Genomic DNA, 20,779 nt, shown 5'->3' on the forward strand with positions numbered 1-20,779 from the left:
ATGAGCGACAACAGCCTGCGCCTCGTGTGGGTCTACCCCGACCTGCTGAGCACGTACGGCGACCAGGGCAACGCGCTGGTCGTGGAGCGCCGGGCCCGCCAGCGCGGCCTCGACGTGGCCCGTCTCGACGTCCGCAGCGACCAGCCGGTGCCGTCGTCGGGCGACATCTATCTGATCGGCGGCGGCGAGGACCGGCCGCAGCGGCTCGCGGCCGAGCGGCTGCGCCGCGACGGCGGCCTGCAGCGCGCCGCCGCCAACGGCGCGATCATCTTCTCGGTCTGCGCCGGGTACCAGATCCTGGGCCACGAGTTCATCAACGACCTCGGCGAGCGCGAGCCGGGCCTCGGCCTGCTCGACGTGGTCTCCACCCGGGGCGAGGGCGAGCGCTGCGTCGGCGACGTGCTGGGCGACATCGACGAGCGGCTCGGCCTGCCGCAGTTGACCGGTTTCGAGAACCACCAGGGCGTCACACACCTGGGCCCCACGGCCCGCCCGTTCGCCCGGGTCCGCCTGGGCCGGGGCAACGGCACCGGCGACGGCACCGAGGGCGCGTACAACGAGACGGTCTTCGGCACGTACATGCACGGTCCCGTGCTCGCGCGGAACCCGCAGATCGCGGACCTGCTGCTGAAGCTGGCCCTCGATGTGAACGCGCTGCCGCCGACCGACGACCGCTGGTACGAGGCGCTGCGCGCCGAGCGCATCGCCTCGGCGACCCAGCCCGCCTGACCCGGGCTCAGCCCCGGAAGACGGCGTTCGTACTTTCGTCTGACGTCCATCAGTCGGACGTCTGATTCGGCCCCGCCACCCTGCGCCGGTAGGGTGGCGGGGATCCAACCGGACGACGTGGTCCGGTCGTCGGCCCACGTTGCAAAGGTTTTCCGGGCAATGCGAATTGGTGTGCTCACCTCCGGCGGCGACTGCCCCGGCCTGAATGCCGTCATCCGTTCCGTCGTGCACCGCGCGGTGGTCGACCACGGCGACGAGGTCATCGGCTTCCACGACGGCTGGAAGGGTCTCCTGGAGGCCGACTACCGCAAGCTCGACCTGGACGCGGTCGGCGGCATCCTCGCCCTCGGCGGCACGATCCTCGGCTCCTCCCGCGTTCAGCCCGCGCATCTGCGCGACGGCGTCGAGCGCGCGAAGGGCCATGTCGCAGAGCTCGGCCTCGACGCGATCATCCCGATCGGCGGCGAGGGCACGCTCAAGGCCGCCCATCTGCTCTCCGAGGCGGGCCTGCCGATCGTCGGCGTGCCGAAGACCATCGACAACGACATCGCGTCGACCGACGTCACCTTCGGCTTCGACACGGCCGTCGGCGTGGCCACCGAGGCGCTCGACCGCCTCAAGACGACCGCCGAGTCGCATCAGCGCGTGCTGATCGTCGAGGTCATGGGCCGCCACACCGGCTGGATCGCGCTGCACTCCGGCATGGCCGCCGGCGCCCACGCGATCGTCGTGCCGGAGCGCCCCTTCGACATCGACGAGCTGACCGAGCTGGTCGGCCGCCGGTTCTCGGCGGGCAAGAAGTTCGCGATCGTGGTCGTCGCCGAGGGCGCCAAGCCGCGCGAGGGCTCGATGCGCTTCGACGTGGGCGGCACCGACATCTACGGCCACGAGCGGTTCGCGGGCGTCGCCAGCCAGCTCTCCGTGGAGCTGGAGCAGCGCCTGGGCAAGGAGGCCCGCGCGGTCATCCTCGGCCACGTCCAGCGCGGCGGCACCCCGACCGCGTACGACCGCGTCCTGGCCACCCGGTTCGGCTGGCACGCGGTGGAGGCCGTGCACCGCCGCGAGTTCGGGATGCTGACCGCGCTGCGCGGCACCGACATCACCATGGTCCCGCTCGCCGAGGCGACGGCGACGCTCAAGACCGTCCCGGCCGAGCGGTACGCCGAGGCGGAGTGCGTCCTGTAACGCCCACATCGTTCTGCGCGCAACGAGCCGCCCCCGGTCGCGATCGCGACCGGGGGCGGCTCTACTCTGGGTGCGGACAACCGGTACGAAATCAGGAGTCAGCGGATGGATCACGGCGGGCACGGCATGGGCATGAACATGGATCTGCCGCCGTTCACGCTGGGGCGCGGCCTGGAGTGGTCCACGGACCCGTTCTTCCTGATCGGCTGTATCGCGGGGCTCGGTCTGTACGGCTGGGCGGTGCTGCGGCTGCGCAGGCGCGGCGACAGCTGGCCGGTGAGCCGGATGGTCTTCTGGACCCTCGGCGTGCTGAGCATCGCCCTGGTGATGTGCACCAAGCTCAACGACTACGGCATGGTCATGTTTAGCGTGCACATGGTCCAGCACATGGTCATCAGCATGCTCTCGCCGATCCTGCTGCTGCTGGGCGCGCCGGTGACGCTGACGCTGCGGGCGCTGCCGGTCGCCGGGCGCGGCCGCAAGGGGCCGCGCGAGCTGCTGCTCGCCCTGCTGCACAGCCGCTATCTGCGGATCATCACGCACCCCGCGTTCACGATCCCGATGTTCATCGCGAGCCTCTACGGGCTCTACTTCTCGCCGCTCTTCGACTTCCTGATGGGTTCGAGGACCGGCCACATCGCGATGATGGTCCACTTCCTCGCCGTCGGCCTGATCTTCTTCTGGCCGATCATGGGCGTCGACCCGGGCCCGCACCGCCCCGGCTACATCATGCGGATGCTGGAGCTCTTCGCGGGCATGCCGTTCCACGCCTTCTTCGGCATCGCCCTGATGATGGCGACCCAGCCGATGATCGGCACGTACAAGAACCCGCCCTCCTCGCTCGGCATCGACGCGCTCGCCGACCAGGAGGCGGCCGGCGGCATCGCCTGGGCCTTCAGCGAGATCCCGTCCGTGCTGGTCCTGATCGCGCTGGTCTTCCAGTGGTACGCGACCGAGAAGCGCGAGGCGAGGCGCCAGGACCGGGCCGCCGACCGCGACGGCGACAAGGAGCTGGCGGCCTACAACGCCTATCTGGCCTCGCTGAACGCACGCGGGCAGTAACACCCGGTGCGCCGGTCTGGCGCGACGGGCCCTCACGGGGCGACCATGGACTTCACGGCAGCGGCCGGGAGGAAGGGGACCCCATGCCCGGCACGACGAAGGCGATGGTGGTGCTCACCGTCGTGGCGCTGGTGATGATCACTGCGTACACGGTGGCGCTCGGCAGCAGCGGCTGGCTCTGGTTCGGCTGGGTGGTCCTCGGCCTGGCGACGGTGGGCATGGCGGCTTCGCGCAGCGCCTGAGCGTGGCCCGGCGGGCGGGCCTGGTGAGGAGCTGGTGCGTTGCTGTACTACGTGCTCAAGTACGCCCTTCTGGGGCCGTTGCTGAGGCTGCTCTTCCGGCCCAGGATCGAGGGCCTGGAGCACATTCCGGACGACGGCGCGGCGATCGTCGCGGGCAACCACCTGTCGTTCTCCGACCACTTCCTGATGCCGGTGATGCTCAAACGGCGTATCACCTTCCTCGCCAAGCAGGAGTACTTCACCGGGCCCGGCATCAGGGGCCGGCTCACCGCCGCCTTCTTCCGCGCCGTCGGGCAGATCCCGGTGGACCGCTCCGGCAAGGAGGCCGGGAAGGCGGCGATCCGCGAGGGCCTCGGGGTGCTGAGCAAGAACGAGCTCCTGGGCATCTACCCGGAGGGCACCCGCTCCCACGACGGACGGCTCTACAAGGGCAAGGTCGGGGTCGCCGTGATGGCGCTGAAGGCGCAGGTGCCGGTGATCCCGTGCGCGATGGTCGGCACCTTCGAGATCCAGCCGCCCGGACAGGTCATGCCGAAGATCAGGAGGGTCACCATCCGGTTCGGCGCGCCGCTGGACTTCTCCCGCTACACCGGCATGGAGAACGAGAAGGCGGTGCTGCGGGCCGCCACCGACGAGCTCATGTACAAGATCCTGGAGCTCTCCGGGCAGGAGTACGTGGACCGGTACGCGGCCGACGTGAAGGCCGAGGAGGCCGGAAAGTTCCCCAAGATCCTCGGCTGACAGCGGATCCGCGCACGGCGCAACTCCCTGGCCCCGGTGATCACGTGGTCGTAGCGTCCCCTGCATGGGCAAGGGAACAGCGTTCGTCGTAGGTGCCACGGGCCAGATCGGGCGGGCCGCCGTGCGCGTGCTCGCCGAGGACGGGTGGGAGGTGCGGGCCGCCTCGCGCGGCGGTGGGAGCGATCCGGGCTGGCCGGACGGGGTGCGCCCGCTCGCGCTCGACCGGGACGCGGAAGGGGAGCTGGCCGCGGCCCTCGGGGACGGCTGCGACGTCCTGGTGGACATGGCGGCGTACGACGGCGGGCACGCCCGGCAACTGGCCGCACTCGCGGACCGCGTCGGCTCGGCCGTGGTGATCTCCAGCGGGGCGGTGTACGAGGACGACCGGGGCCGCAGCTTCGACACCCAGGGGGAGCCGGACGGCTCGCCCCGCTACCCGGTGCCGATCCCCGAGACGCTGGCCACGGTCGCGCCGGGCGAGGAGACGTACGGTACGCGCAAGATCCGGCTGGAGCGGGAGCTGCTCGCCTCGGCCCTGCCCTCGACGCTGCTGCGGGCGGGCGCGATCCACGGCCCGCACTGCCGGAGCCCGCGCGAGCTGTTCTTCGTGAAGCGGGCGCTGGACGGTCGGCCGGTGCGGGTGCTCGCCCACGGCGGGGCGAGCCGCTTCCATCCGGCGCACGTCGCCAACATCGCCGAGCTGATCAGGCTGGCCGCGCTGCGGCCCGGCTCGCGGGTGCTCAACGCGGCCGACCCGCAGGCGCCGACCGTGGCCGAGATGAGCGCCGCGATCGACGAGGTGATGGGGGTGCGCGGCGAGCTGGTGCTCTTCGATGGGGCGCCCACGACGGGCACGGTGGGCCTCACCCCGTGGAGCGCGTCGCACCCGGTCGTCTACGACATGTCGGCGGCCGAGCGGGAGCTGGGATACCGGCCGGTGACCGGGTACGTGGAGTCGCTGCCCGCGACGGTCGCGTCGATCGTGGACCGGCTCGGGGGCGGGGACTGGCGGGAGGCGTTCCCCGGCATGGCCAAGTACCCGGACCTGTTCGACTACGCGGCCGAGGACGCCTGGCTGGCCGGGCGGGGCTGACGCGCGAAGGGGGCGGCCGCAACCGCGGCCGCCCCCTCCTTCATGCGCGCTCGGCCGTTACGGCTTCGGCGTGGCGTGCGGGGCGCACGTCACATCGGCGCTGTCGACCTTGCCGGAGAGGAGGTAGGCCTCCACGCGGGTGTTGATGCACGGGTTGACCAGACCGGTCACACCGTGCGAACCCGCGTCCTTCTCGGTGATCAGGCGCGAGCCCTTGAAGCGCTGGTGCAGCGAGACGGCGCCCTCGTACGGCGTGGCCGCGTCCCGGGTGCTCTGGACGATCAGCACCGGCGGCAGGCCCTTGCCCGTCTTGACCTCGACCGGGGTCTGCTGCCGCGTCTGCCAGGTGGCACACGGCAGGTTCATCCAGGCGTTCGCCCAGGTCATGAACGGGTTGTCCTTGTTGAGCCGGGTGTTGTCCCGGTCCCACTTCTTCCAGCTGGTGGGCCACTTGGCGTCCGCGCACTCGACGGCGGTGTAGACCGCGTTGCCGTTCTCGGAGCTGATGTTGCCCTTGGTGTCCGACATGTCGGGAGCGGCCGCGTCGACCAGCGCCTTGGTGTCGCCCGCCACGTACTTGCTCCACGTCTTGGCGGTGGACGCCCAGGACGAGTCGTAGTACGGGGCGTTCTGGAAGTACGCGATGAGCTCGGCCGGGCCGACCACGCCGCCGAGGGGGCTCTTCTTGGCCTCGGCGCGCAGCTTCACCCACTGCTGCTCGACCTTGGCCGCCGTGTCGCCGAGGTGGTAGGTGGCGTCGTTCTGGGCGACCCACTTCTCCCAGTCGCTCCAGCGCCCCTGGAAGGCGACGTCCTGGTTCAGGTTGGCCTGGTACCAGATGTTGTCGCGCGCCGGGTCGACGACGCTGTCCACCAGCATGCGGCGCACGTGCGACGGGAAGAGCGTGCCGTAGACCGCGCCCAGGTAGGTGCCGTAGGAGACGCCCAGGTAGTTGAGCTTCTTCTCACCGAGCGCGGCGCGGATGACGTCCAGGTCGCGGGCGGTGTTCGGAGTGGTCATGAACGGCAGCATCCAGCCGCTGCGCTCGGCGCACCCGTCCGCGTACTCGGCGGCGAGCTTGCGCTGGGCGCGCTTGTCGGCCTCGCTGGACGGCACCGGGTCGGCCTTCGGCGCCTTGACGAACTCCTGCGGGTCGACACAGGAGATCGGCGTCGAGTGGCCCACGCCGCGCGGGTCGAAGCCCACGAAGTCGTACGCCTTGGAGGTGTTGACCCACAGGGGGTTCTTGCCGGTCACCCGGGTCGGGAAGCGCATGCCGGAGGCACCGGGGCCGCCCGGGTTGTAGATGAGGGCGCCCTGGCGCTCGGCCGGGGTACCGGTCGAGGCGATGCGGTCCACGGCGAGCTTGATCTGCTGGCCGTACGGGTGGGCGTAGTCGAGCGGAACGCTGACGTAACCGCACTGGATCGGCTTGGCGAAGCCCCAGTCGGCCGGGCAGTCGGTCCAGTCGATGCCCTTCTTGGCGGCCCGCTCGGCGGCGAGCTGCACGCCGCGCGCCTCGGACGTGCCGTGGTGGCGGCTTTCGGCGGTGGCCGTCGGTGCCGCGATCGCGCCCGCTATGAGCGTGCCCGCGATCAGAGTGCCGGCCGAGCCGAGCACTGCGGTGCGTCTCAAGTGGTTCCTCCCCCTGCTGAAGTGCGCCGCTCGGAGCGGCGCGTTCCATGGTCTCGGGGGATCCTCGCGCCTCGATGGCCGTCGAGAACAGGTCGTACTGGTGTTTCTTTACCGAACCGATAGGCGGGACGCTGAGTCCCGCTGAGCGGTGTGGACTTCGTCGAGCACGCGCCGCAGCAGCCGGGCGTCCGGCGCGAGGGCGGTCACCAGGAAAGCGGGCCCTGCCAGCGGTGTCAGCACCGCGCTCTCGCCGAGCATCCGCGCCCGCACGGGTTTCTCGGCCAACTCCGGGTCTACGACGAGGAGTTGCCCCACCGCCCGGTGTCCGCCCAGGACCGCCGAACCGTTCCAGCCACCGGGTGCGCCGGGACCGTACGCCAGCGCCTGGTCGAGGAGCGGGCGGCCCGCGCGGTGCACGGTGAGCCGGGTGGCGAGCGTACCGGGCTCCTCGCCGTGGCGCCCGAGGATCTGCTCCTCGCGCAGAACGAGCCGCGCGTCCGCCGCGAGCTCCACGTGGGTGCGCATGCGCAGATCGCTGCCGCGCGCCGAGATGAGCTGCTCGGGCAGCCAGTGCAGCTCGCCGCCGGGGCCGACGCCCAGACGCACGTCGTAGTGCGCGGGCTCACCGGTCCGCCCGGGCAGGGCGATGGTGGCGGCGGCCGAGTCCACGGTGAGCCGGGCGCCGCCCCGCACCTCGGCCTCGACGGCGATGCGGTCGCCGCCGAGCGGGGCGCTCATCGCCCCGACGACGGTGACCCGGTGGCGCCCGCCGGTGGCCCGGGTGCGGCGCAGCGCCAGCGGGCCCTCGCCCGCCAGGACGGGCAGGCCCTCGGGGGTGGCGACGATCCGGGCGGTGGCGCGCACCCCCGCGCCGAGGGTCAGCCCGTCCATGCGGCGAGCCGCTCCCGCACCCACTCGGCGACCGCGTCCACGCCGTCCTCGGACCTCAACGACTGGAAGACGACGGGCAGTTCGGCCCGCTGCTCCTTGGCGTCGCGGGCCATCCGCGCCAGGTCCGAGCCGACGTACGGGGCGAGGTCGGTCTTGTTGACGACGAGCAGGTCGGCCGTGGTCACTCCGGGCCCGCCCTTGCGAGGGATGTCGTCGCCGCCCGCCACATCGATGACGAAGATCTGGGCGTCGACCAGGCCCTTGGAGAAGGTGGCGGTGAGGTTGTCGCCACCGGACTCGACGAGGATCAGATCGAGCGGCCCGACCGCCTCCTCCAGGTCCTCGACCGCTTCGAGGTTGGCGGAGATGTCGTCCCTGATGGCGGTGTGCGGGCAGGCCCCGGTCTCCACGGCCTGGATGCGCTCGGGCGGCAGCACGGCGTTGCGCAGCAGGAACTCGGCGTCCTCACGGGTGTAGATGTCGTTGGTGACGACGGCGAGCGAGAACCGCTCCCGCAGGGCCTGGCAGAGCGCGGCCACGGTGGCGGTCTTCCCGGACCCGACGGGCCCCCCGAGCCCGATGCGCAGGGCCCGCCGGGTCCCGTCGGGCCGATGGGCGTCGGCGCTGATGGCGGCGGGGCCGCCGTGGGAGTGGTCGAGGTGCATGGTCAGGGCTCCTTGTCAGGCGGTTGATCCAGCCCGGTCGGGCGGATCTTTCTGGCCCGTGCAGGCCGCTCGGGCCCGCCCGGGCGGGCGGATCTTTCAGCCCGTCCGGCGCTTGAGGACGAGCCCGTTCAGGGCGATCGGGGGGCTGGGGGCGGAGCCCCCAGCGGGCACCGCAAGGGGGTCCCCTACGAGGCGAACAGCCGCACCGGCCACGCCGCGTGCGCTTCGGCCATGACGTCGAGCAACGGCGCCGACGCGGCGGGCAGCGCGTCGAGCCCCTCGGCCGAGGCGACGCCGGCGGCCCGCGCCGCCGCCGCGGCCACCGAGTCCAGTTCCGGCCCCAGGCGTGCCAGCACGCCCGTCGCGTCGAACGGATCGAGGCTGAGCAGCCGGACCGCCGCCGTCGCGGGCCCGCTGACCGTCTCGTACACGACGCAGTGCGCCGCGTCCGGCGCGGACAGCCCGCCCGCGCGCGCCGCGAGCCCCAGCACGACCGGCTGGTGCGCCCCGCGCGGCCGGGCCGCCGCCAGCGCGGCCAGCTCCTCACTCGGCCAGGCGGCCCGCGCCGCCCGCATCATCTGACGGCCCAGCTTGCGCGCGGTGGCCCGCAGCGCCGGGGACGGGGTGCGCGCGTCGGCGGCCTCGTCGAGCGCGAGCGGGTCGAGACCGAGGACGGCCGCCGCGGCGAGCGAGGCCGACACCAGGCCCGCCGTGTGCAGCCGCCCCCGGCAGAACTCCGCCAGGGAGGCCGCGTCATGGACCCGGCCCGCCTTGACGGCCGGTTCGACGCCGCCCGAGTGGGCGTGGCCGCCGGCCGGGAACCGGCCGTCGGCGAGGACGAGCAGGGCAGCTCGGGTCATCAGAGTCGACTCCGCCCGCTCAGAAGAGGAAGTAACGCTGGGCCATGGGCAGTTCGGCGGCGGGCGCGGGCTCGACCGCCTCGCCGTCGATGGTCACCGTGAAGGTGTCCGGGTCGACCCTGACGTCCGGCAGTGCGTCGTTCTCGCGCATGTCCGCCTTGCCCACCCGGCGGGTGTTCTTGATGGCGGTGAACTTCTTGTCCAGGCCCAGTCGTTCGGGCAGCCCGTCGTCGAGGGCGGCCTGCGCCACGAAGTTGAGCGAATTGGCCGCCGGGGCCTTTCCGTGCGCGCCGAACATCGGACGGGGCAGCACCGGCTGGGGCGTGGGGATGGACGCGTTGGCGTCGCCCATCTGCGCGTACGCGATCTGGCCGCCCTTGATGACGAGCTGCGGCTTGACGCCGAAGAACGCGGGCTCCCACAGCACCAGGTCCGCGAGCTTGCCCGGTTCGACCGAGCCGATCTCGCCGTCGAGGCCCTGGGCGACCGCCGGGTTGATCGTGTACTTGGCGACGTAGCGGCGCGCCCGGTGGTTGTCGGCCCGCCCGTCGCCCGCGAGCGCTCCCCGGCGCACCTTCATCACGTGCGCGGTCTGCCAGGTACGCAGGATGACCTCGCCGATCCGGCCCATCGCCTGGGAGTCGGAGGAGAGGATCGAAATGGCGCCCAGGTCGTGCAGGATGTCCTCGGCTGCGATGGTCGAGGGCCGGATACGGGACTCGGCGAACGCCAGGTCCTCCGGCACGGCCGGGTTGAGATGGTGACAGACCATCAGCATGTCGAGGTGTTCCTCGATGGTGTTGACGGTGTGCGGCCGGGTCGGGTTGGTGGAGCTGGGCAGTACGTACGGCTCGGAGACCACGGTGATGATGTCCGGGGCGTGCCCGCCGCCCGCACCCTCGGTGTGGTACGCGTGGATGGAGCGGCCCGCAATGGCGGCGAGGGTGTCACCGACGAAGCCCGCCTCGTTCAACGTGTCGGTGTGGATGGCGAGTTGGGCGCCGGTCTCGTCGCAGACGCCCAGGCAGGCGTCGATGACGGCCGGGGTCGCGCCCCAGTCCTCGTGGATCTTGAATCCGAGGGCGCCGCCGCGCAGCTGGGAGTGCATGGCCTCGCGCGACGTGGTGTTGCCCTTGCCGAGCAGGCCGATGTTGACGGGCGCGTTCTCCAGGGCCGCGAACATCCGGGCCAGATGCCAGGGGCCGGGGGTGACGGTGGTGGCCTTGGTGCCCTCGGCGGGGCCGGTGCCGCCGCCGACGAGGGTGGTGATGCCCGAGGAGAGCGCCTGGTCGACGAGGGTGGGCGAGATGAAGTGGACATGGGTGTCCACCGCGCCCGCCGTGAGGATCTTCCCGTTGCCCGCGATGATCTCGGTCTCGGGGCCGATGACGAGGTCCGGGTGGACGCCGTCCATGGTGTCGGGGTTGCCCGCCTTGCCGAGCGCGGCGATCCGGCCGTCCCGGATGCCGAGGTCCGCCTTGACGATGCCCCAGTGGTCGAGGACGACGACTCCGGTGATCACGGTGTCGGGCGCGCCTTCGGCACGGGTGGTGCGGGCCTGACCCATCGACTCGCGGATCACCTTGCCGCCGCCGAACACCGCCTCGTCGCCCGCGCGTCCGGGTCCGCCGCAGCGGTCCTCCTCGATCTCGACGAGCAGATCGGTGTCGGCGAGCCGAATGCGGTCGCCGGTGGTGGGGCCGAACAGGTCGGCGTACACGGCACGGTGGAGCTCAGCCATCGAGGGGACCTCCGGTCTCGCCGCGCAGCCCGCTGACGATCCGGCGGCCGGCCAGCGGCACGAGCTCGACGTCGACGGGGATGCCCGGCTCGAAGCGCACGGCGGTGCCCGCGGCGATGTTCAGCCGCAGCCCGCGGGCGGCGGCGCGGTCGAAGTCCAGGCCGGGGTTGGCCTCGGCGAAGTGGTAGTGCGAGCCGACCTGGACGGGCCGGTCGGCGGCGTTGAGGACGGTCATCGTGGTGGTCTCGCGGCCCTCGTTGAGGGCGACGGGCTCGTCCGCGAACAGGATCTCTCCGGGAATCATGGCGGCGCTCCCCCGTCAGACGATGGGCTCGTGGACGGTGACGAGCTTGGTGCCGTCCGGGAAGGTCGCCTCGACCTGTACGTCGTGGATCATCTCCGGGATGCCCGTCATGACGTCGTCGCGGGAGAGCACCTTGCGTCCGGACTCCATGAGTTCGGCGACGGTGCGGCCGTCGCGGGCGCCTTCGAGGATGTGCGAGGTGATGAGCGCGACGGCTTCGGGGTGATTGAGTCTCACCCCGCGGGCGCGGCGCTTGTCCGCGACGTCCGCGGCCACATGGATGAGCAGTCTCTCCTGCTCGTGCGGCGTCAGTTGCACGCTTCCCACCTCACAGTCGTGCCCGGAACGGGGGAATCCCGCCTCGACGCTGCGGGACCCCAGCCAAGTTCAACACTCTGTTGACCTGCGGTTCACGGCTCCGCAACCAGGCATTGCACGTTACGGCGGAAGTTTTTCCGGCTCGTTAACTGACGCTTTGCATATCCATGGCCAATGCATCCATCACCGGCTCGGGCGATCCGGAGCCCGTCAGTCACCCGCCGGCGGCTGACGGTGCTCGGCGGCGATGCCGAACCGGCGCCGTTCGCCGGGAGCGGACGCGCCGTGGCGCACCGACGACACCGAGCTGATCACCTGCTCCTCGGCCGGCTCCGCCGCGCTTTCGAGTCGTTCCAGGTCAGCGGCGGACACCAGGGCGACGAGGGGCTTGCCGTGCCGGGTCACGACGACGCGCTCCCCGCCGTACACCACGCGGTTGATCAGCTCGGCGAGCTCAGCTCGGGCTTGCGTCACCGGAATCTCATAGGCCATGCTCCCCATCATAACGGCCTGTACGTCCTGTACATTTTTTACAGAGACATCGGCACGAGAGAAGAGGTACGTCATGCACGGCCCGTCCGCCCGCCACGTCCTGCCCGAATTCTCCGAGCGCACCTCGACCGGGGTCCGCACCCTCGATCCGTACTCCAAGCTCCTGGAGGAGCGGATCATCTTCCTCGGCACCCCCGTCGACGACACCGCGGCCAACGACGTAATGGCCCAGTTCATGCACCTGGAGCACGCCGACCCGGACCGCGACATCTCGCTGTACATCAACTCCCCCGGCGGCTCGCTCACCGCGATGGCGGCGATCTACGACACCATGCGGTTCGTCACCTGCGACGTGGAGACGGTGTGCATGGGCCAGGCCGCCTCGGCCGCGGCCGTGCTGCTGGCCGCGGGCGCCCCGGGCAAGCGGCTCGCACTGCCCGGCGCGCGGGTCCTGATCCATCAGCCCTCGGTCGCCGAGCCGATCCAGGGACAGCCGTCCGACCTGGAGATCTACGCCAATGAACTCCAGCGCGGACGCGAGCTGTTGACGGAGCTGCTGGCCCGGCACACCGGGCGGTCCGTCGAGCGGATCAGCGCCGACATCGAGCGGGACACCATCCTCGACGCCACCGCGGCCGCCGAGTACGGGCTGGTCGACCACGTCGTCACCAGCCGCAAGAACTCGGCCCCGGCGCAAGGGAGGTAGAGCCGTGCTGCCGGAACTTCCGCCGCTGCCCGCGCTGACGCGTGCCGAGGGCGAGTTCATCGACGCGTACCTCGACGCGCTCGACAGGCTGGGCCGGATCAACCCCGCCCGGCACCGCGACACCTACGGCGCGCTACGGGCCGCGCAGGCGCTCGTCGGGCAGGCCGTGGCGCTGCGGGACGCGCTGACGACCATGCATCGGCGCGGCGAGTCGGAGCTGCACTCCGAGACGCTGGCGCGGGCCCTTCGGCTGCTCGACGGGGAGCGCCGGGCGGGCCGTCTGACGGTGCCGCCGCCGTCATCCGCGAGTTGACGCTCCGGTGTCCGTGCACCCCCGCGCGGGTACGAGTCGGCCTCCCCCGTTCGCACCATCCGATGGTCCGAACGACGTACCGCAGGTGTTGCTCCGAATGCGCAGACACCGAACGGAATGAATCGTTCCAGCGCCGGTGCGACGCAGGTCGGACAGCCCGTCAGGAGCGTTGAAACATAGATGTACACCTGAATGGGTCAGTCGTGAGGAGCCTCACAAAACGCCGTTTCGGCTCGGAAATCCGACACTTCGTGGGTCAAGATCCCTTCCGACGACAAGCCCCCGCCACCGCGGCGGGGCGGTCCGGGCGGACGCCGAGTCCTGCCGCCGCACCCGGATGACTGGTCGACTGAGTGGATCGGCAGGAGTGGAGGACCCAAGCAGTGCGGGCCCACCGGGAGACCGGGAGGCCCTTGGGGTGAAGCCGCGCGAGCGGCCGGGCATCTTCGCCAGTCCGAACCCGACAGGTCATCCTTCGCAGGCGGTTTGACGAAGGGTCGCGCATGACTGCGCAGAATTACGTCCCGTCCCTGTTGAGTCGAGTCGGGGCGGTCTCCGCCCTCACGCTCGCCGCCGTCGGCGGCACGATGCTGGTGCCAGGAGCCGGCAGTGAGGCGAGCGCCGCGACACTCGCGACGAAGGCGCTCAACGTCGCCGCGTCGAAGAAGGGCGCGCCTTACAAGTACGGTGCCAGCGGCCCGTACCGGTTCGACTGCTCGGGGCTCACCCTCTACTCGTTCAAGCAGGCGGGCAAGAAGCTGCCCCGCACCACCCAGCAGCAGTACAACAGCACCCGGCACATCTCGTCGTCCGCGCGCCAGCGCGGGGACCTGGTGTTCTTCCACTCCGGCTCGAACGTCTACCACGTGGGGATCTACGCCGGGAACGGCAAGATATGGCACTCCCCCAAGACCGGGTCCGTAGTGCGGCTGGAGAAGATCTGGTCCAAGGGCGTCTGGTACGGGCGCGTGCGCTGACGCACGGCACGAGGGCCTGTCCGGTGGTACGGCGGGCCGGTGAGCGCCGCCGCTTGCGCTCACCGGCCCGCAGCCGGATCACCCCGCTCCCGGCGGAGCGCTCAGCTCTGGACCGGTACCGTCCACGGCAGCGCGATCCAGACGGTCTTGCCGCCCTCCGGCGTCGGGGTGACCGACAGCCGCCCCCCGCACTCGGCGGCGAGCCAGCGGATGATCACCATGCCGCGCCCGTTGTCCTGCTGGACGGCGGCGGGAAGACGTTTCGGCCAGCGGGGATGGCTGTCGGTGACACCGATGTGGAGCTGCTCGTCGCGCTCCAGGCGCAGCTCCACGGTGAACGTGGGCGACTGGCCGAACGTATGCTGCACGGCGTTGGTCGCGAGCTCGGAGACGATCAGGCGGATCGTATCGGCGGTGTCGGCGTCCGACGGAAGACCCCATTCGGTGAGTACGCCGACGACGTGTCTACGGGCGACGGAGACCGAGGCGGGATCGCTCGGCAGAGTGACGGTTGATTCTTGGTGGTCTGCCATGGCGACGCTGTCCCTTTCCCACCCGGGCCGGCCTGCTGGGCTCGTAGCGAGCGGACAAACGCGAGGACGCCCCGGACTTGTGCTTCGCGCCAGAGTGCCACTCATCGTGCCGCCGGATGCGCCGATCCACCAAGATGTGCATATATCTGTCCCTCAAAGCGGTGAACTCTGCGACGAAGGACCGTATTTGGGCGCCACACTTGCCCATCGCCCGAATCCCGGCCGGGCGGAAGGAGGCCGACATGTGGCACGGGCCCGCGGTACGCCGCCGCAAACTCGGCGAGGAACTGCGCCGGCTGCGCTGCGCGGCGGCCCTCACGAGCGGCGAGGTCGCCGGGCAGCTGGGCTGGCACCAGTCCAAGGTGAGCCGGATCGAGACCGGCCGCAGCGGGGTGAAGCCCGCCGACGTGGCCCGGCTCCTTGAGGTGTACGGGGTGGCCGACCCCGAACTGCGGGCGCTGCTCGAAGCGCTGGCGGGGGCGGCGGACGGGCGCGGTGGCCAGTGGTGGCAGGCCTACCGCGGGCTGCTGCCGCCGCAGTACCGGGACTTCATCAGCCTGGAGTCACAGGCGTCGGCGGCGCGCACCCTGGAGACGTCCGTGGTGCCGGGGCTGCTCCAGACGCCCGAGTACGCCCGCGCGGTGACCCGGGCGGCCCTGGGCTGGCCGGACGCGGCGCGGGTGGACTCCCTGGTGGAGGTGCGCCTGGCGCGCCAGGAGGTGCTGCGGGCCGATCCCCCGCTGGAGCTGAGCGCGGTGGTCGACGAGGCGGCACTGCACCGCGAGGTGGGCGGGGCGCCCGCGATGCGGCGACAGTTGCGCCATCTCCTGGAGGCGGCTCAGCTGCCGCAAGTCCGGTTGCGGGTGGTGCCTTTCAGCAGCGGTGGCCATATCGGGCTCACCGGGCCTTTCATTATCTTCTCCTTTCCGAACATTTCCGATCTGGACGTTGTGGTTATCGACCACTTGACGAGTAGCCTCTATCTCGAACGGAGAGAAGACCTTGAGGCGTACAGCGCCGCGTTCCACATGGCCGAGGCGCAGGCCCTCTCGTTCAAGGAATCATTGAATCTCATCGCCGGGATGGCTGACGGCGTGTAAGGGAGGCATGATGCCCGCACCCCTCGCGCATGTACCTTCCAGCACTTCTCTGAACGGTGCGCAGTGGCGGCGCAGCAGCCGTAGTACAGGAATGAACAATTGCGTCGAGGCCGCATTCCTCGACGCCGGACTGCTCGCCGTCCGTGATTCCAAGCGGACCGCCGGACCCGCGCTGCTCTTCGGAGCGCGGGCCTGGCACAGCTTCCTTTCCGGCCTGCCGGTCGAGCTCAACGAGGCGCCCGACAGCAGGAGTTGAGAATGCGAACGGGGGACTAGGCGGTGGGCCCGGTCCGCAGGATCGTGTCCACCGCCCACTGGATCTGAGACTCGCTCAGATCGGCCCGGGCGGTCAGCCGCAGCCGGGAGATGCCGTCCGGCACCGACGGCGGCCGGAAGCACCCCACCGCCAGACCCGCGCCCCGGCAGTCGGCCGCCCAGGCCACCGCCCGCTCCGGCGACGGCGCCCGCACCGAGACCACGGCCGCGTCCGGGCGCGCCGCCTCCAGGCCCGCCGCCGTCAGCCGTTCGTACAGTTCGGCGGCCACGGCCCGGGCCCGCCCCGCCCGCTCCGGCTCGGCCTCCAGGAGCCGCAGCGCCGCGAGCGCGCCGCCCACCGCCGCGGGTGCGAGCCCGGTGTCGAAGATGAACGTACGGGCGGCGTTGACCAGGTGCCGGATGACCCGGGCGGGGCCCAGGACCGCGCCGCCCTGACTGCCGAGCGACTTCGACAGGGTGAGGGTGGCCACCACGTCGTCCGCGCCCGCCAGCCCGGCGGCGTGCAGCCCGCCCCGCCCGCCCTCGCCCAGGACTCCCAGGCCGTGGGCGTCGTCCACCACGAGCGCCGCGCCGAACTCCCGGCAGGCGGCGGCGAGTCCGGGCAGCGGTGCGGCGTCGCCGTCCACCGAGAAGACCGAGTCGCTCACCACGAGCGCGGGCCCGCCGTGGGCGTCCAGGGCCTTGCGTACGGCCTCGGGGTCGGCGTGCGGGACCACCTCGGTCTCCGCGCGCGACAGCCGGCAGCCGTCGACGATCGAGGCGTGGTTGCCCGCGTCGGAGACGATCAGCGCGTCCCGCTCGCCGAGGGCGGTCAGCGCGGCGAGGTTGGCCGCGTACCCGGAGGAGAACACGAGCGCCGCCTCGAACCCGCAGAACCGGGCGAGCGCGTCCTCCAGCTCGGTGTGGAGCGCGGTGGTGCCGGTGACCAGGCGCGATCCAGTGGATCCGGCGCCCCAGCGCAGCGCCGCGTCGGCGGCGCCCCGGGTGACCGCCGGGTGCCGGGTGAGCCCCAGGTAGTCGTTGCTCGCCAGATCCAGGAGGTCCTGGTCGGCGGCGCGCGGCCGCAGCACCCGTACGAGACCGGCGCGCTCGCGCCGCTCGGTCGCTCCGTCGATCCAGTCGAATGGCGCTCGGGGCATGGTGGAGATCCCTTTTGTAGGCAGCGGACAGACCCTATTCCTGGACGGGCGAGGTCAGGGTGTGGCAATACACACACCTTCCGGGAGCGCAGTTGTACGATCCCTCCTTGGCTGGGGCGGGGGTTTTCGGCAAGGATCGGCGCCATGGACCTGCTGAACACGCTGGTGGACAAGGGGCTGCGGCGCGAGCTGCCGAGCCGTGAAGAGGCGCTCGCCGTACTGGCGACCTCCGACGAGGAACTGCTCGACGTGGTGGCCGCGGCCGGCAAGGTGCGCCGTCAGTGGTTCGGGCGCCGGGTGAAGCTGAACTACCTGGTGAACCTGAAGTCCGGACTGTGCCCCGAGGACTGCTCGTACTGCTCGCAGCGGCTGGGCTCCAAGGCCGAGATCCTCAAGTACACCTGGCTGAAGCCGGACGAGGCGTCCAAGGCGGCCGCCGCCGGTGTCGCGGGCGGCGCCAAGCGGGTCTGCCTGGTGGCCTCGGGCCGCGGCCCGACCGACCGCGACGTGGACCGCGTCTCGCAGACCATCGAGGCGATCAAGGAGCAGAACGAGGGCGTCGAGGTGTGCGCCTGCCTCGGTCTGCTCTCCGACGGCCAGGCCGAGCGGCTGCGCGCGGCGGGCGCCGACGCGTACAACCACAACCTCAACACGTCCGAGGGGACGTACGGGGACATCACGACCACCCACACCTACGCCGACCGCGTCGACACTGTGCAGAAGGCGCACTCCGCCGGGCTCTCCGCCTGCTCCGGTCTGATCGCGGGCATGGGCGAGACGGACGAGGACCTGGTCGACGTCGTCTTCGCGCTGCGCGAGCTCGACCCGGACTCGGTGCCGGTCAACTTCCTCATCCCGTTCGAGGGCACCCCGCTCGGCAAGGAGTGGAACCTCACCCCGCAGCGGTGTCTGCGCATCCTCGCGATGGTCCGGTTCGTCTGCCCGGACGTCGAGGTACGGCTCGCGGGCGGCCGCGAGGTGCATCTGCGCTCGATGCAGCCGCTCGCCCTCAACCTGGTCAACTCGATCTTCCTCGGCGACTACCTCACCAGTGAGGGCCAGGAGGGCAAGGCCGACCTGGAGATGATCGCGGACGCCGGCTTCGAGGTGGAGGGCACGGGCACGACCACGCTGCCCGGGCACCGCGCCGACGCGATGGCCGGCGCGGGCTGCGGCTCGCACGCGCAGAGCGGCTGCGGCTCGCACGAGGGCGGCGCCTGCGGCCCGTGCGGCTCCGAGAGCACTCCGGCCGCCGTGGCCGAGGTCTCCGAGGCGCGTACGGACCTGGTGGCGGTGCGCCGCCGCGGCGCGGGCACGGACCTGGCCCCCAATGCCTGACCCGACGACACCCGGTTACGACGTCGCCGAGCTGCGGGCCCTGGACCGCCAGCACGTCTGGCACCCCTACGGCCCGATGCCGGGCCGCCAGGAACCGCTGGTCGTGGAGTCCGCGTCCGGGGTGCGGCTGCGGCTCGCCGAGGAGGCGCACGGACAGCGCGAGCTGGTCGACGGCATGGCGTCCTGGTGGTCGGCGCTGCACGGCTACCGCCACCCGGTCCTGGACGAGGCCGTGCGCGGCCAGCTGGACCGGATGAGCCATGTGATGTTCGGCGGGCTCACCCACGAGCCCGCCGTGCGCCTCAGCACCAAGCTCGTCGAGATCACCCCCGAGCCGCTCCAGCACGTCTTCCTCAGCGACTCCGGCTCGGTGTCGGTCGAGGTCGCCATCAAGATGTGCCTGCAGTACTGGAAGTCGGTCGGGCAGCCGCGCAAGCAGCGCCTGCTGACCTGGCGCGGCGGCTACCACGGCGACACCTGGCAGCCGATGTCGGTGTGCGACCCGGAGGGCGGCATGCACTCCCTGTGGTCCGGCCGGCTGCCGGAGCAGGTCTTCGCGGACGCGCCCCCCACCGGGTACGACGCGGAGCCGGACGAGGCCTACGTACGCCATCTGCGGGAGCTGATCGCGCGCCACGCGGACGAGGTGGCGGCGGTGATCGTCGAGCCGGTGGTGCAGAACGCGGGCGGGATGCGGTTCCACTCCCCCGCCTATCTGCGGGTGCTGCGCGAGGCGTGCGACGAGCACGGCGTGCTGCTGGTGTTCGACGAGATCGCCACCGGCTTCGGCCGCACCGGCACACTGTTCGCGTCCGAGCACGCCGCCGTGTCGCCCGATGTGCTGTGCGTGGGCAAGGCGATGACCGGCGGCTACCTCTCGATGGCCGCGACACTCTGCACCACCCGGGTGGCCGAGGGCATCTCCTCGGGCGAGGTCCCGGTCCTGGCGCACGGCCCGACGTACATGGGCAACCCGCTGGCCGCCTCCGTCGCCTGCGCCTCGATCGACCTGCTGCTCTCCCAGGACTGGCAGGGCGAGATCAAGCGCCTGGGGACGGGGATGCGCGACGGTCTGGGCGAGCTCGCCGGGGCGCCCGGGGTCAAGGACGTCCGCGTCCTCGGCGCCATCGGCGTCGTCCAGCTCGACCACGAGGTGGACATGGCGGCGGCGACCCGGGCTGCGATCCGCGAGGGCGTGTGGCTGCGCCCGTTCCGCGACCTGATCTACACGATGCCGCCCTATGTGACGAACGACGAGGACCTGGCGCGCATCTGCCGTGCCGTGGGCGCCGCGGCTCGGGAGGGCTGATGACGGTTCTGGTAGTGAGCGGCACGGGGACGGAGATCGGCAAGACGGTCGTCACGGCTGCCGTCGCCGCGCTGGCACGAGCCGCCGGACGCACGGTCGCCGTCCTCAAGCCGGCCCAGACCGGGGTCGCACCCGGCGAGCACGGCGACGTGGCGGAGGTGCTGCGCCTGGCGGGCGACGACATCACCGGCGCCGAACTCGCCCGCTTCCCCGAGCCGCTGGCCCCCAACACGGCCGCACGGCGGGCCGGGATGGCGGCCGTGCGCCCCGAGGAGGTCGCCGAGGCGGCCGAGAAGCTGGCCACCGAGCACGACCTGGTCCTCGTGGAGGGCGCGGGCGGGCTCCTGGTCCGCCTCGACGACGAGGGCGGCACGCTCGCGGACGTGGCCCGGCTGCTTGCCGCGCCCGTCCTGGTCGTCACCCCGGCCGGCCTCGGCACGCTTAACATGGCGGCGCTGACCGGCGAGGCACTGCGGGCCCGGGGCATTCGGTGTGCGGGCGTGGTCGTGGGCAGCTGGCCCGCCGAGCCGGACCTGGCGTCCCGCTGCAATCTGGCGGACCTGCCGGAGTCCGCAGGCTCGCCCCTGGTCGGGCTGGTGCCGGAAGGGGCCGGGCAGCTCTCCGGCGCCGACTTCCGTGCGGCGGCGCCCGGCTGGCTCGGTCCGGAGCTCGGCGGCGGCTGGAGCCTGTGATGGCGGTCTTACGGGCACGGCTGAACCAGATCGTCGTCGACTGCGCCGCGCCGGACCGCCTGGCGCGGTTCTGGGCGGCGCTGCTCGGCGGCGCCCCGGTGATCCGCGACGCGGGCTGGGCGTACCTCGACGCGCCCGGCACACCGCGGCTCGCCTTCCAGCGGGTGCCGGAGGCGAAGGCGGGCAAGAACCGGCTCCACCTCGACCTCGTGGTGGAGGACGTCGCCCGGGCCCGCGCCGCCGCGGTGCGCCTCGGCGCGCGGTCGGTGGGCGCGATCGTGACGGACGCCCAGGGCGCGTTCCAGGTGATGCGCGACCCCGAGGGGAACGAGTTCTGCTTCGTGAGCGGCTGACGGCCGTCGCAGGAGGGGGGCAGGGACGGGACCGCGTACGGGTGACGTGGGGCCGGGGCGGGGACAATCACTGTGTCCGCCCCGC

The 20,779-nt window shown here is 71.8% G+C and carries 25 protein-coding genes and 1 riboswitch; of the genes, 15 read left to right on the forward strand and 10 right to left on the reverse strand.

The window, feature by feature from the left end; all coding sequences use genetic code 11:
- The 6 genes from OG965_RS08560 to OG965_RS08585 all read left to right on the forward strand — a co-directional run bounded on the left by OG965_RS08560 (position 1) and on the right by OG965_RS08585 (position 5,052).
- Entirely contained in the window at positions 1 to 729 is a 729-nt protein-coding gene (locus tag OG965_RS08560; RefSeq protein WP_190091330.1) for a type 1 glutamine amidotransferase, read from the forward strand.
- Positions 730 to 888: 159 nt separating this feature from the next.
- On the forward strand, positions 889 to 1,914 hold the full coding sequence (locus OG965_RS08565) for a 6-phosphofructokinase (protein WP_371650810.1): 1,026 nt from the start codon (positions 889 to 891) through the stop codon (positions 1,912 to 1,914).
- Positions 1,915 to 2,019: 105 nt separating this feature from the next.
- Positions 2,020 to 2,976: a cytochrome c oxidase assembly protein gene (locus OG965_RS08570; RefSeq protein WP_371650812.1), complete on the forward strand. Its 957-nt coding sequence runs from the start codon at positions 2,020 to 2,022 to the stop codon at positions 2,974 to 2,976.
- A gap of 83 nt (positions 2,977 to 3,059) precedes the next feature.
- On the forward strand, positions 3,060 to 3,218 hold the full coding sequence (locus OG965_RS08575; protein ID WP_180357116.1) for a hypothetical protein: 159 nt from the start codon (positions 3,060 to 3,062) through the stop codon (positions 3,216 to 3,218).
- A 39-nt stretch (positions 3,219 to 3,257) separates the two neighbouring features.
- Entirely contained in the window at positions 3,258 to 3,959 is a 702-nt protein-coding gene (locus OG965_RS08580; protein WP_371650814.1) for a lysophospholipid acyltransferase family protein, read from the forward strand.
- Positions 3,960 to 4,023: 64 nt separating this feature from the next.
- A complete protein-coding gene (locus tag OG965_RS08585) occupies positions 4,024 to 5,052 on the forward strand; it encodes an NAD-dependent epimerase/dehydratase family protein (protein WP_371650816.1) in 1,029 nt (342 codons plus the stop codon).
- Positions 5,053 to 5,109: 57 nt separating this feature from the next.
- Here OG965_RS08585 and OG965_RS08590 read toward each other — a convergent pair whose 3' ends face one another.
- The 8 genes from OG965_RS08590 to OG965_RS08625 all read right to left on the reverse strand — a co-directional run bounded on the left by OG965_RS08590 (position 5,110) and on the right by OG965_RS08625 (position 11,958).
- Positions 5,110 to 6,687, reverse strand: coding sequence for an alpha/beta hydrolase (locus tag OG965_RS08590; RefSeq protein ID WP_371650818.1), 1,578 nt, complete (start codon positions 6,685 to 6,687; stop codon positions 5,110 to 5,112).
- Between the two features lie 108 nt (positions 6,688 to 6,795).
- Entirely contained in the window at positions 6,796 to 7,578 is a 783-nt protein-coding gene (locus tag OG965_RS08595) for an urease accessory protein UreD (protein ID WP_371650820.1), read from the reverse strand.
- Positions 7,566 to 8,243, reverse strand: a complete 678-nt coding sequence (gene ureG / locus OG965_RS08600; protein ID WP_371650823.1) for an urease accessory protein UreG — start codon at positions 8,241 to 8,243, stop codon at positions 7,566 to 7,568. The genes OG965_RS08595 and ureG overlap by 13 nt, the downstream gene beginning before the upstream one ends.
- Before the next feature lie 185 nt (positions 8,244 to 8,428).
- Positions 8,429 to 9,103 (reverse strand): urease accessory protein UreF, encoded by a 675-nt coding sequence (locus tag OG965_RS08605; RefSeq protein ID WP_371650825.1) that lies wholly within the window; start codon positions 9,101 to 9,103, stop codon positions 8,429 to 8,431.
- A gap of 19 nt (positions 9,104 to 9,122) precedes the next feature.
- Positions 9,123 to 10,844: an urease subunit alpha gene (locus tag OG965_RS08610; RefSeq protein ID WP_371650828.1), complete on the reverse strand. Its 1,722-nt coding sequence runs from the start codon at positions 10,842 to 10,844 to the stop codon at positions 9,123 to 9,125.
- Positions 10,837 to 11,148, reverse strand: coding sequence for an urease subunit beta (locus OG965_RS08615; RefSeq protein WP_371650830.1), 312 nt, complete (start codon positions 11,146 to 11,148; stop codon positions 10,837 to 10,839). The genes OG965_RS08610 and OG965_RS08615 overlap by 8 nt, the downstream gene beginning before the upstream one ends.
- Before the next feature lie 15 nt (positions 11,149 to 11,163).
- Positions 11,164 to 11,466 carry an urease subunit gamma gene (locus tag OG965_RS08620; protein ID WP_371650832.1) on the reverse strand — a complete coding sequence of 101 codons (303 nt, stop codon included), beginning with the start codon at positions 11,464 to 11,466 and terminating at the stop codon, positions 11,164 to 11,166.
- Positions 11,467 to 11,676: 210 nt separating this feature from the next.
- Positions 11,677 to 11,958, reverse strand: coding sequence for a type II toxin-antitoxin system Phd/YefM family antitoxin (locus tag OG965_RS08625; RefSeq protein ID WP_371650834.1), 282 nt, complete (start codon positions 11,956 to 11,958; stop codon positions 11,677 to 11,679).
- Between the two features lie 73 nt (positions 11,959 to 12,031).
- On the opposite strand from OG965_RS08625, the gene OG965_RS08630 reads away from it, so the two are divergent.
- The 3 genes from OG965_RS08630 to OG965_RS08640 all read left to right on the forward strand — a co-directional run bounded on the left by OG965_RS08630 (position 12,032) and on the right by OG965_RS08640 (position 13,954).
- The gene (locus OG965_RS08630) at positions 12,032 to 12,664 is read left to right on the forward strand and encodes an ATP-dependent Clp protease proteolytic subunit (RefSeq protein WP_371650836.1); all 633 of its coding nucleotides are present in this window, start codon (positions 12,032 to 12,034) and stop codon (positions 12,662 to 12,664) included.
- Between the two features lie 4 nt (positions 12,665 to 12,668).
- Positions 12,669 to 12,977, forward strand: a complete 309-nt coding sequence (locus OG965_RS08635) for a hypothetical protein (protein ID WP_371650838.1) — start codon at positions 12,669 to 12,671, stop codon at positions 12,975 to 12,977.
- A gap of 315 nt (positions 12,978 to 13,292) precedes the next feature.
- Positions 13,293 to 13,477: riboswitch (cyclic di-AMP (ydaO/yuaA leader) on the forward strand.
- Positions 13,478 to 13,480: 3 nt separating this feature from the next.
- Positions 13,481 to 13,954, forward strand: a complete 474-nt coding sequence (locus tag OG965_RS08640; RefSeq protein ID WP_371650840.1) for a C40 family peptidase — start codon at positions 13,481 to 13,483, stop codon at positions 13,952 to 13,954.
- 101 nt (positions 13,955 to 14,055) lie between these two features.
- Here OG965_RS08640 and OG965_RS08645 read toward each other — a convergent pair whose 3' ends face one another.
- Positions 14,056 to 14,487 (reverse strand): ATP-binding protein, encoded by a 432-nt coding sequence (locus OG965_RS08645; RefSeq protein ID WP_371650842.1) that lies wholly within the window; start codon positions 14,485 to 14,487, stop codon positions 14,056 to 14,058.
- A gap of 242 nt (positions 14,488 to 14,729) precedes the next feature.
- On the opposite strand from OG965_RS08645, the gene OG965_RS08650 reads away from it, so the two are divergent.
- Both OG965_RS08650 and OG965_RS08655 read left to right on the forward strand, forming a co-directional pair.
- A complete protein-coding gene (locus OG965_RS08650; RefSeq protein ID WP_371650844.1) occupies positions 14,730 to 15,587 on the forward strand; it encodes a helix-turn-helix domain-containing protein in 858 nt (285 codons plus the stop codon).
- A 10-nt stretch (positions 15,588 to 15,597) separates the two neighbouring features.
- Positions 15,598 to 15,843, forward strand: a complete 246-nt coding sequence (locus OG965_RS08655; RefSeq protein WP_371656888.1) for a DUF397 domain-containing protein — start codon at positions 15,598 to 15,600, stop codon at positions 15,841 to 15,843.
- Positions 15,844 to 15,859: 16 nt separating this feature from the next.
- On the opposite strand, the gene OG965_RS08660 is transcribed toward OG965_RS08655, so the two are convergent.
- Positions 15,860 to 17,002 (reverse strand): 8-amino-7-oxononanoate synthase, encoded by a 1,143-nt coding sequence (locus OG965_RS08660; protein ID WP_371650846.1) that lies wholly within the window; start codon positions 17,000 to 17,002, stop codon positions 15,860 to 15,862.
- A 144-nt stretch (positions 17,003 to 17,146) separates the two neighbouring features.
- Between OG965_RS08660 and bioB the strand changes: the two genes are divergently transcribed.
- The 4 genes from bioB to OG965_RS08680 are packed head-to-tail and all read left to right on the forward strand — an operon-like array spanning position 17,147 to position 20,694.
- Entirely contained in the window at positions 17,147 to 18,340 is a 1,194-nt protein-coding gene (gene bioB, locus OG965_RS08665; protein ID WP_371650848.1) for a biotin synthase BioB, read from the forward strand.
- A complete protein-coding gene (locus OG965_RS08670) occupies positions 18,333 to 19,649 on the forward strand; it encodes an adenosylmethionine--8-amino-7-oxononanoate transaminase (protein ID WP_371650850.1) in 1,317 nt (438 codons plus the stop codon). The genes bioB and OG965_RS08670 overlap by 8 nt, the downstream gene beginning before the upstream one ends.
- A complete protein-coding gene (gene bioD, locus OG965_RS08675) occupies positions 19,649 to 20,341 on the forward strand; it encodes a dethiobiotin synthase (protein ID WP_371650852.1) in 693 nt (230 codons plus the stop codon). Before OG965_RS08670 ends, bioD begins: the two co-directional genes overlap by 1 nt.
- Entirely contained in the window at positions 20,341 to 20,694 is a 354-nt protein-coding gene (locus tag OG965_RS08680) for a VOC family protein (RefSeq protein ID WP_371650854.1), read from the forward strand. The genes bioD and OG965_RS08680 overlap by 1 nt, the downstream gene beginning before the upstream one ends.
- Positions 20,695 to 20,779: the final 85 nt, after the last annotated feature.

Source organism: Streptomyces sp. NBC_00224, assembly GCF_041435195.1.
Taxonomy (GTDB): Bacteria; Actinomycetota; Actinomycetes; order Streptomycetales; family Streptomycetaceae; genus Streptomyces.

Excerpts from the sequence above, each read along its gene's own strand:
- OG965_RS08560 (WP_190091330.1), top strand. The coding sequence starts at position 1 with ATGAGCGACAACAGCCTGCGCCTCGTGTGGGTCTACCCCGACCTGCTG.
- OG965_RS08565 (WP_371650810.1), top strand. The coding sequence starts at position 889 with ATGCGAATTGGTGTGCTCACCTCCGGCGGCGACTGCCCCGGCCTGAAT.
- OG965_RS08570 (WP_371650812.1), top strand. The coding sequence starts at position 2,020 with ATGGATCACGGCGGGCACGGCATGGGCATGAACATGGATCTGCCGCCG.
- OG965_RS08575 (WP_180357116.1), top strand. The coding sequence starts at position 3,060 with ATGCCCGGCACGACGAAGGCGATGGTGGTGCTCACCGTCGTGGCGCTG.
- OG965_RS08585 (WP_371650816.1), top strand. The coding sequence starts at position 4,024 with ATGGGCAAGGGAACAGCGTTCGTCGTAGGTGCCACGGGCCAGATCGGG.
- OG965_RS08595 (WP_371650820.1), bottom strand. The coding sequence starts at position 7,578 with ATGGACGGGCTGACCCTCGGCGCGGGGGTGCGCGCCACCGCCCGGATC.
- ureG (WP_371650823.1), bottom strand. The coding sequence starts at position 8,243 with ATGCACCTCGACCACTCCCACGGCGGCCCCGCCGCCATCAGCGCCGAC.
- OG965_RS08605 (WP_371650825.1), bottom strand. The coding sequence starts at position 9,103 with ATGACCCGAGCTGCCCTGCTCGTCCTCGCCGACGGCCGGTTCCCGGCC.
- OG965_RS08610 (WP_371650828.1), bottom strand. The coding sequence starts at position 10,844 with ATGGCTGAGCTCCACCGTGCCGTGTACGCCGACCTGTTCGGCCCCACC.
- OG965_RS08615 (WP_371650830.1), bottom strand. The coding sequence starts at position 11,148 with ATGATTCCCGGAGAGATCCTGTTCGCGGACGAGCCCGTCGCCCTCAAC.
- OG965_RS08625 (WP_371650834.1), bottom strand. The coding sequence starts at position 11,958 with ATGGCCTATGAGATTCCGGTGACGCAAGCCCGAGCTGAGCTCGCCGAG.
- OG965_RS08630 (WP_371650836.1), top strand. The coding sequence starts at position 12,032 with ATGCACGGCCCGTCCGCCCGCCACGTCCTGCCCGAATTCTCCGAGCGC.
- OG965_RS08640 (WP_371650840.1), top strand. The coding sequence starts at position 13,481 with ATGACTGCGCAGAATTACGTCCCGTCCCTGTTGAGTCGAGTCGGGGCG.
- OG965_RS08645 (WP_371650842.1), bottom strand. The coding sequence starts at position 14,487 with ATGGCAGACCACCAAGAATCAACCGTCACTCTGCCGAGCGATCCCGCC.
- OG965_RS08650 (WP_371650844.1), top strand. The coding sequence starts at position 14,730 with ATGTGGCACGGGCCCGCGGTACGCCGCCGCAAACTCGGCGAGGAACTG.
- OG965_RS08655 (WP_371656888.1), top strand. The coding sequence starts at position 15,598 with ATGCCCGCACCCCTCGCGCATGTACCTTCCAGCACTTCTCTGAACGGT.
- OG965_RS08660 (WP_371650846.1), bottom strand. The coding sequence starts at position 17,002 with ATGCCCCGAGCGCCATTCGACTGGATCGACGGAGCGACCGAGCGGCGC.
- bioB (WP_371650848.1), top strand. The coding sequence starts at position 17,147 with ATGGACCTGCTGAACACGCTGGTGGACAAGGGGCTGCGGCGCGAGCTG.
- OG965_RS08670 (WP_371650850.1), top strand. The coding sequence starts at position 18,333 with ATGCCTGACCCGACGACACCCGGTTACGACGTCGCCGAGCTGCGGGCC.
- bioD (WP_371650852.1), top strand. The coding sequence starts at position 19,649 with ATGACGGTTCTGGTAGTGAGCGGCACGGGGACGGAGATCGGCAAGACG.
- OG965_RS08680 (WP_371650854.1), top strand. The coding sequence starts at position 20,341 with ATGGCGGTCTTACGGGCACGGCTGAACCAGATCGTCGTCGACTGCGCC.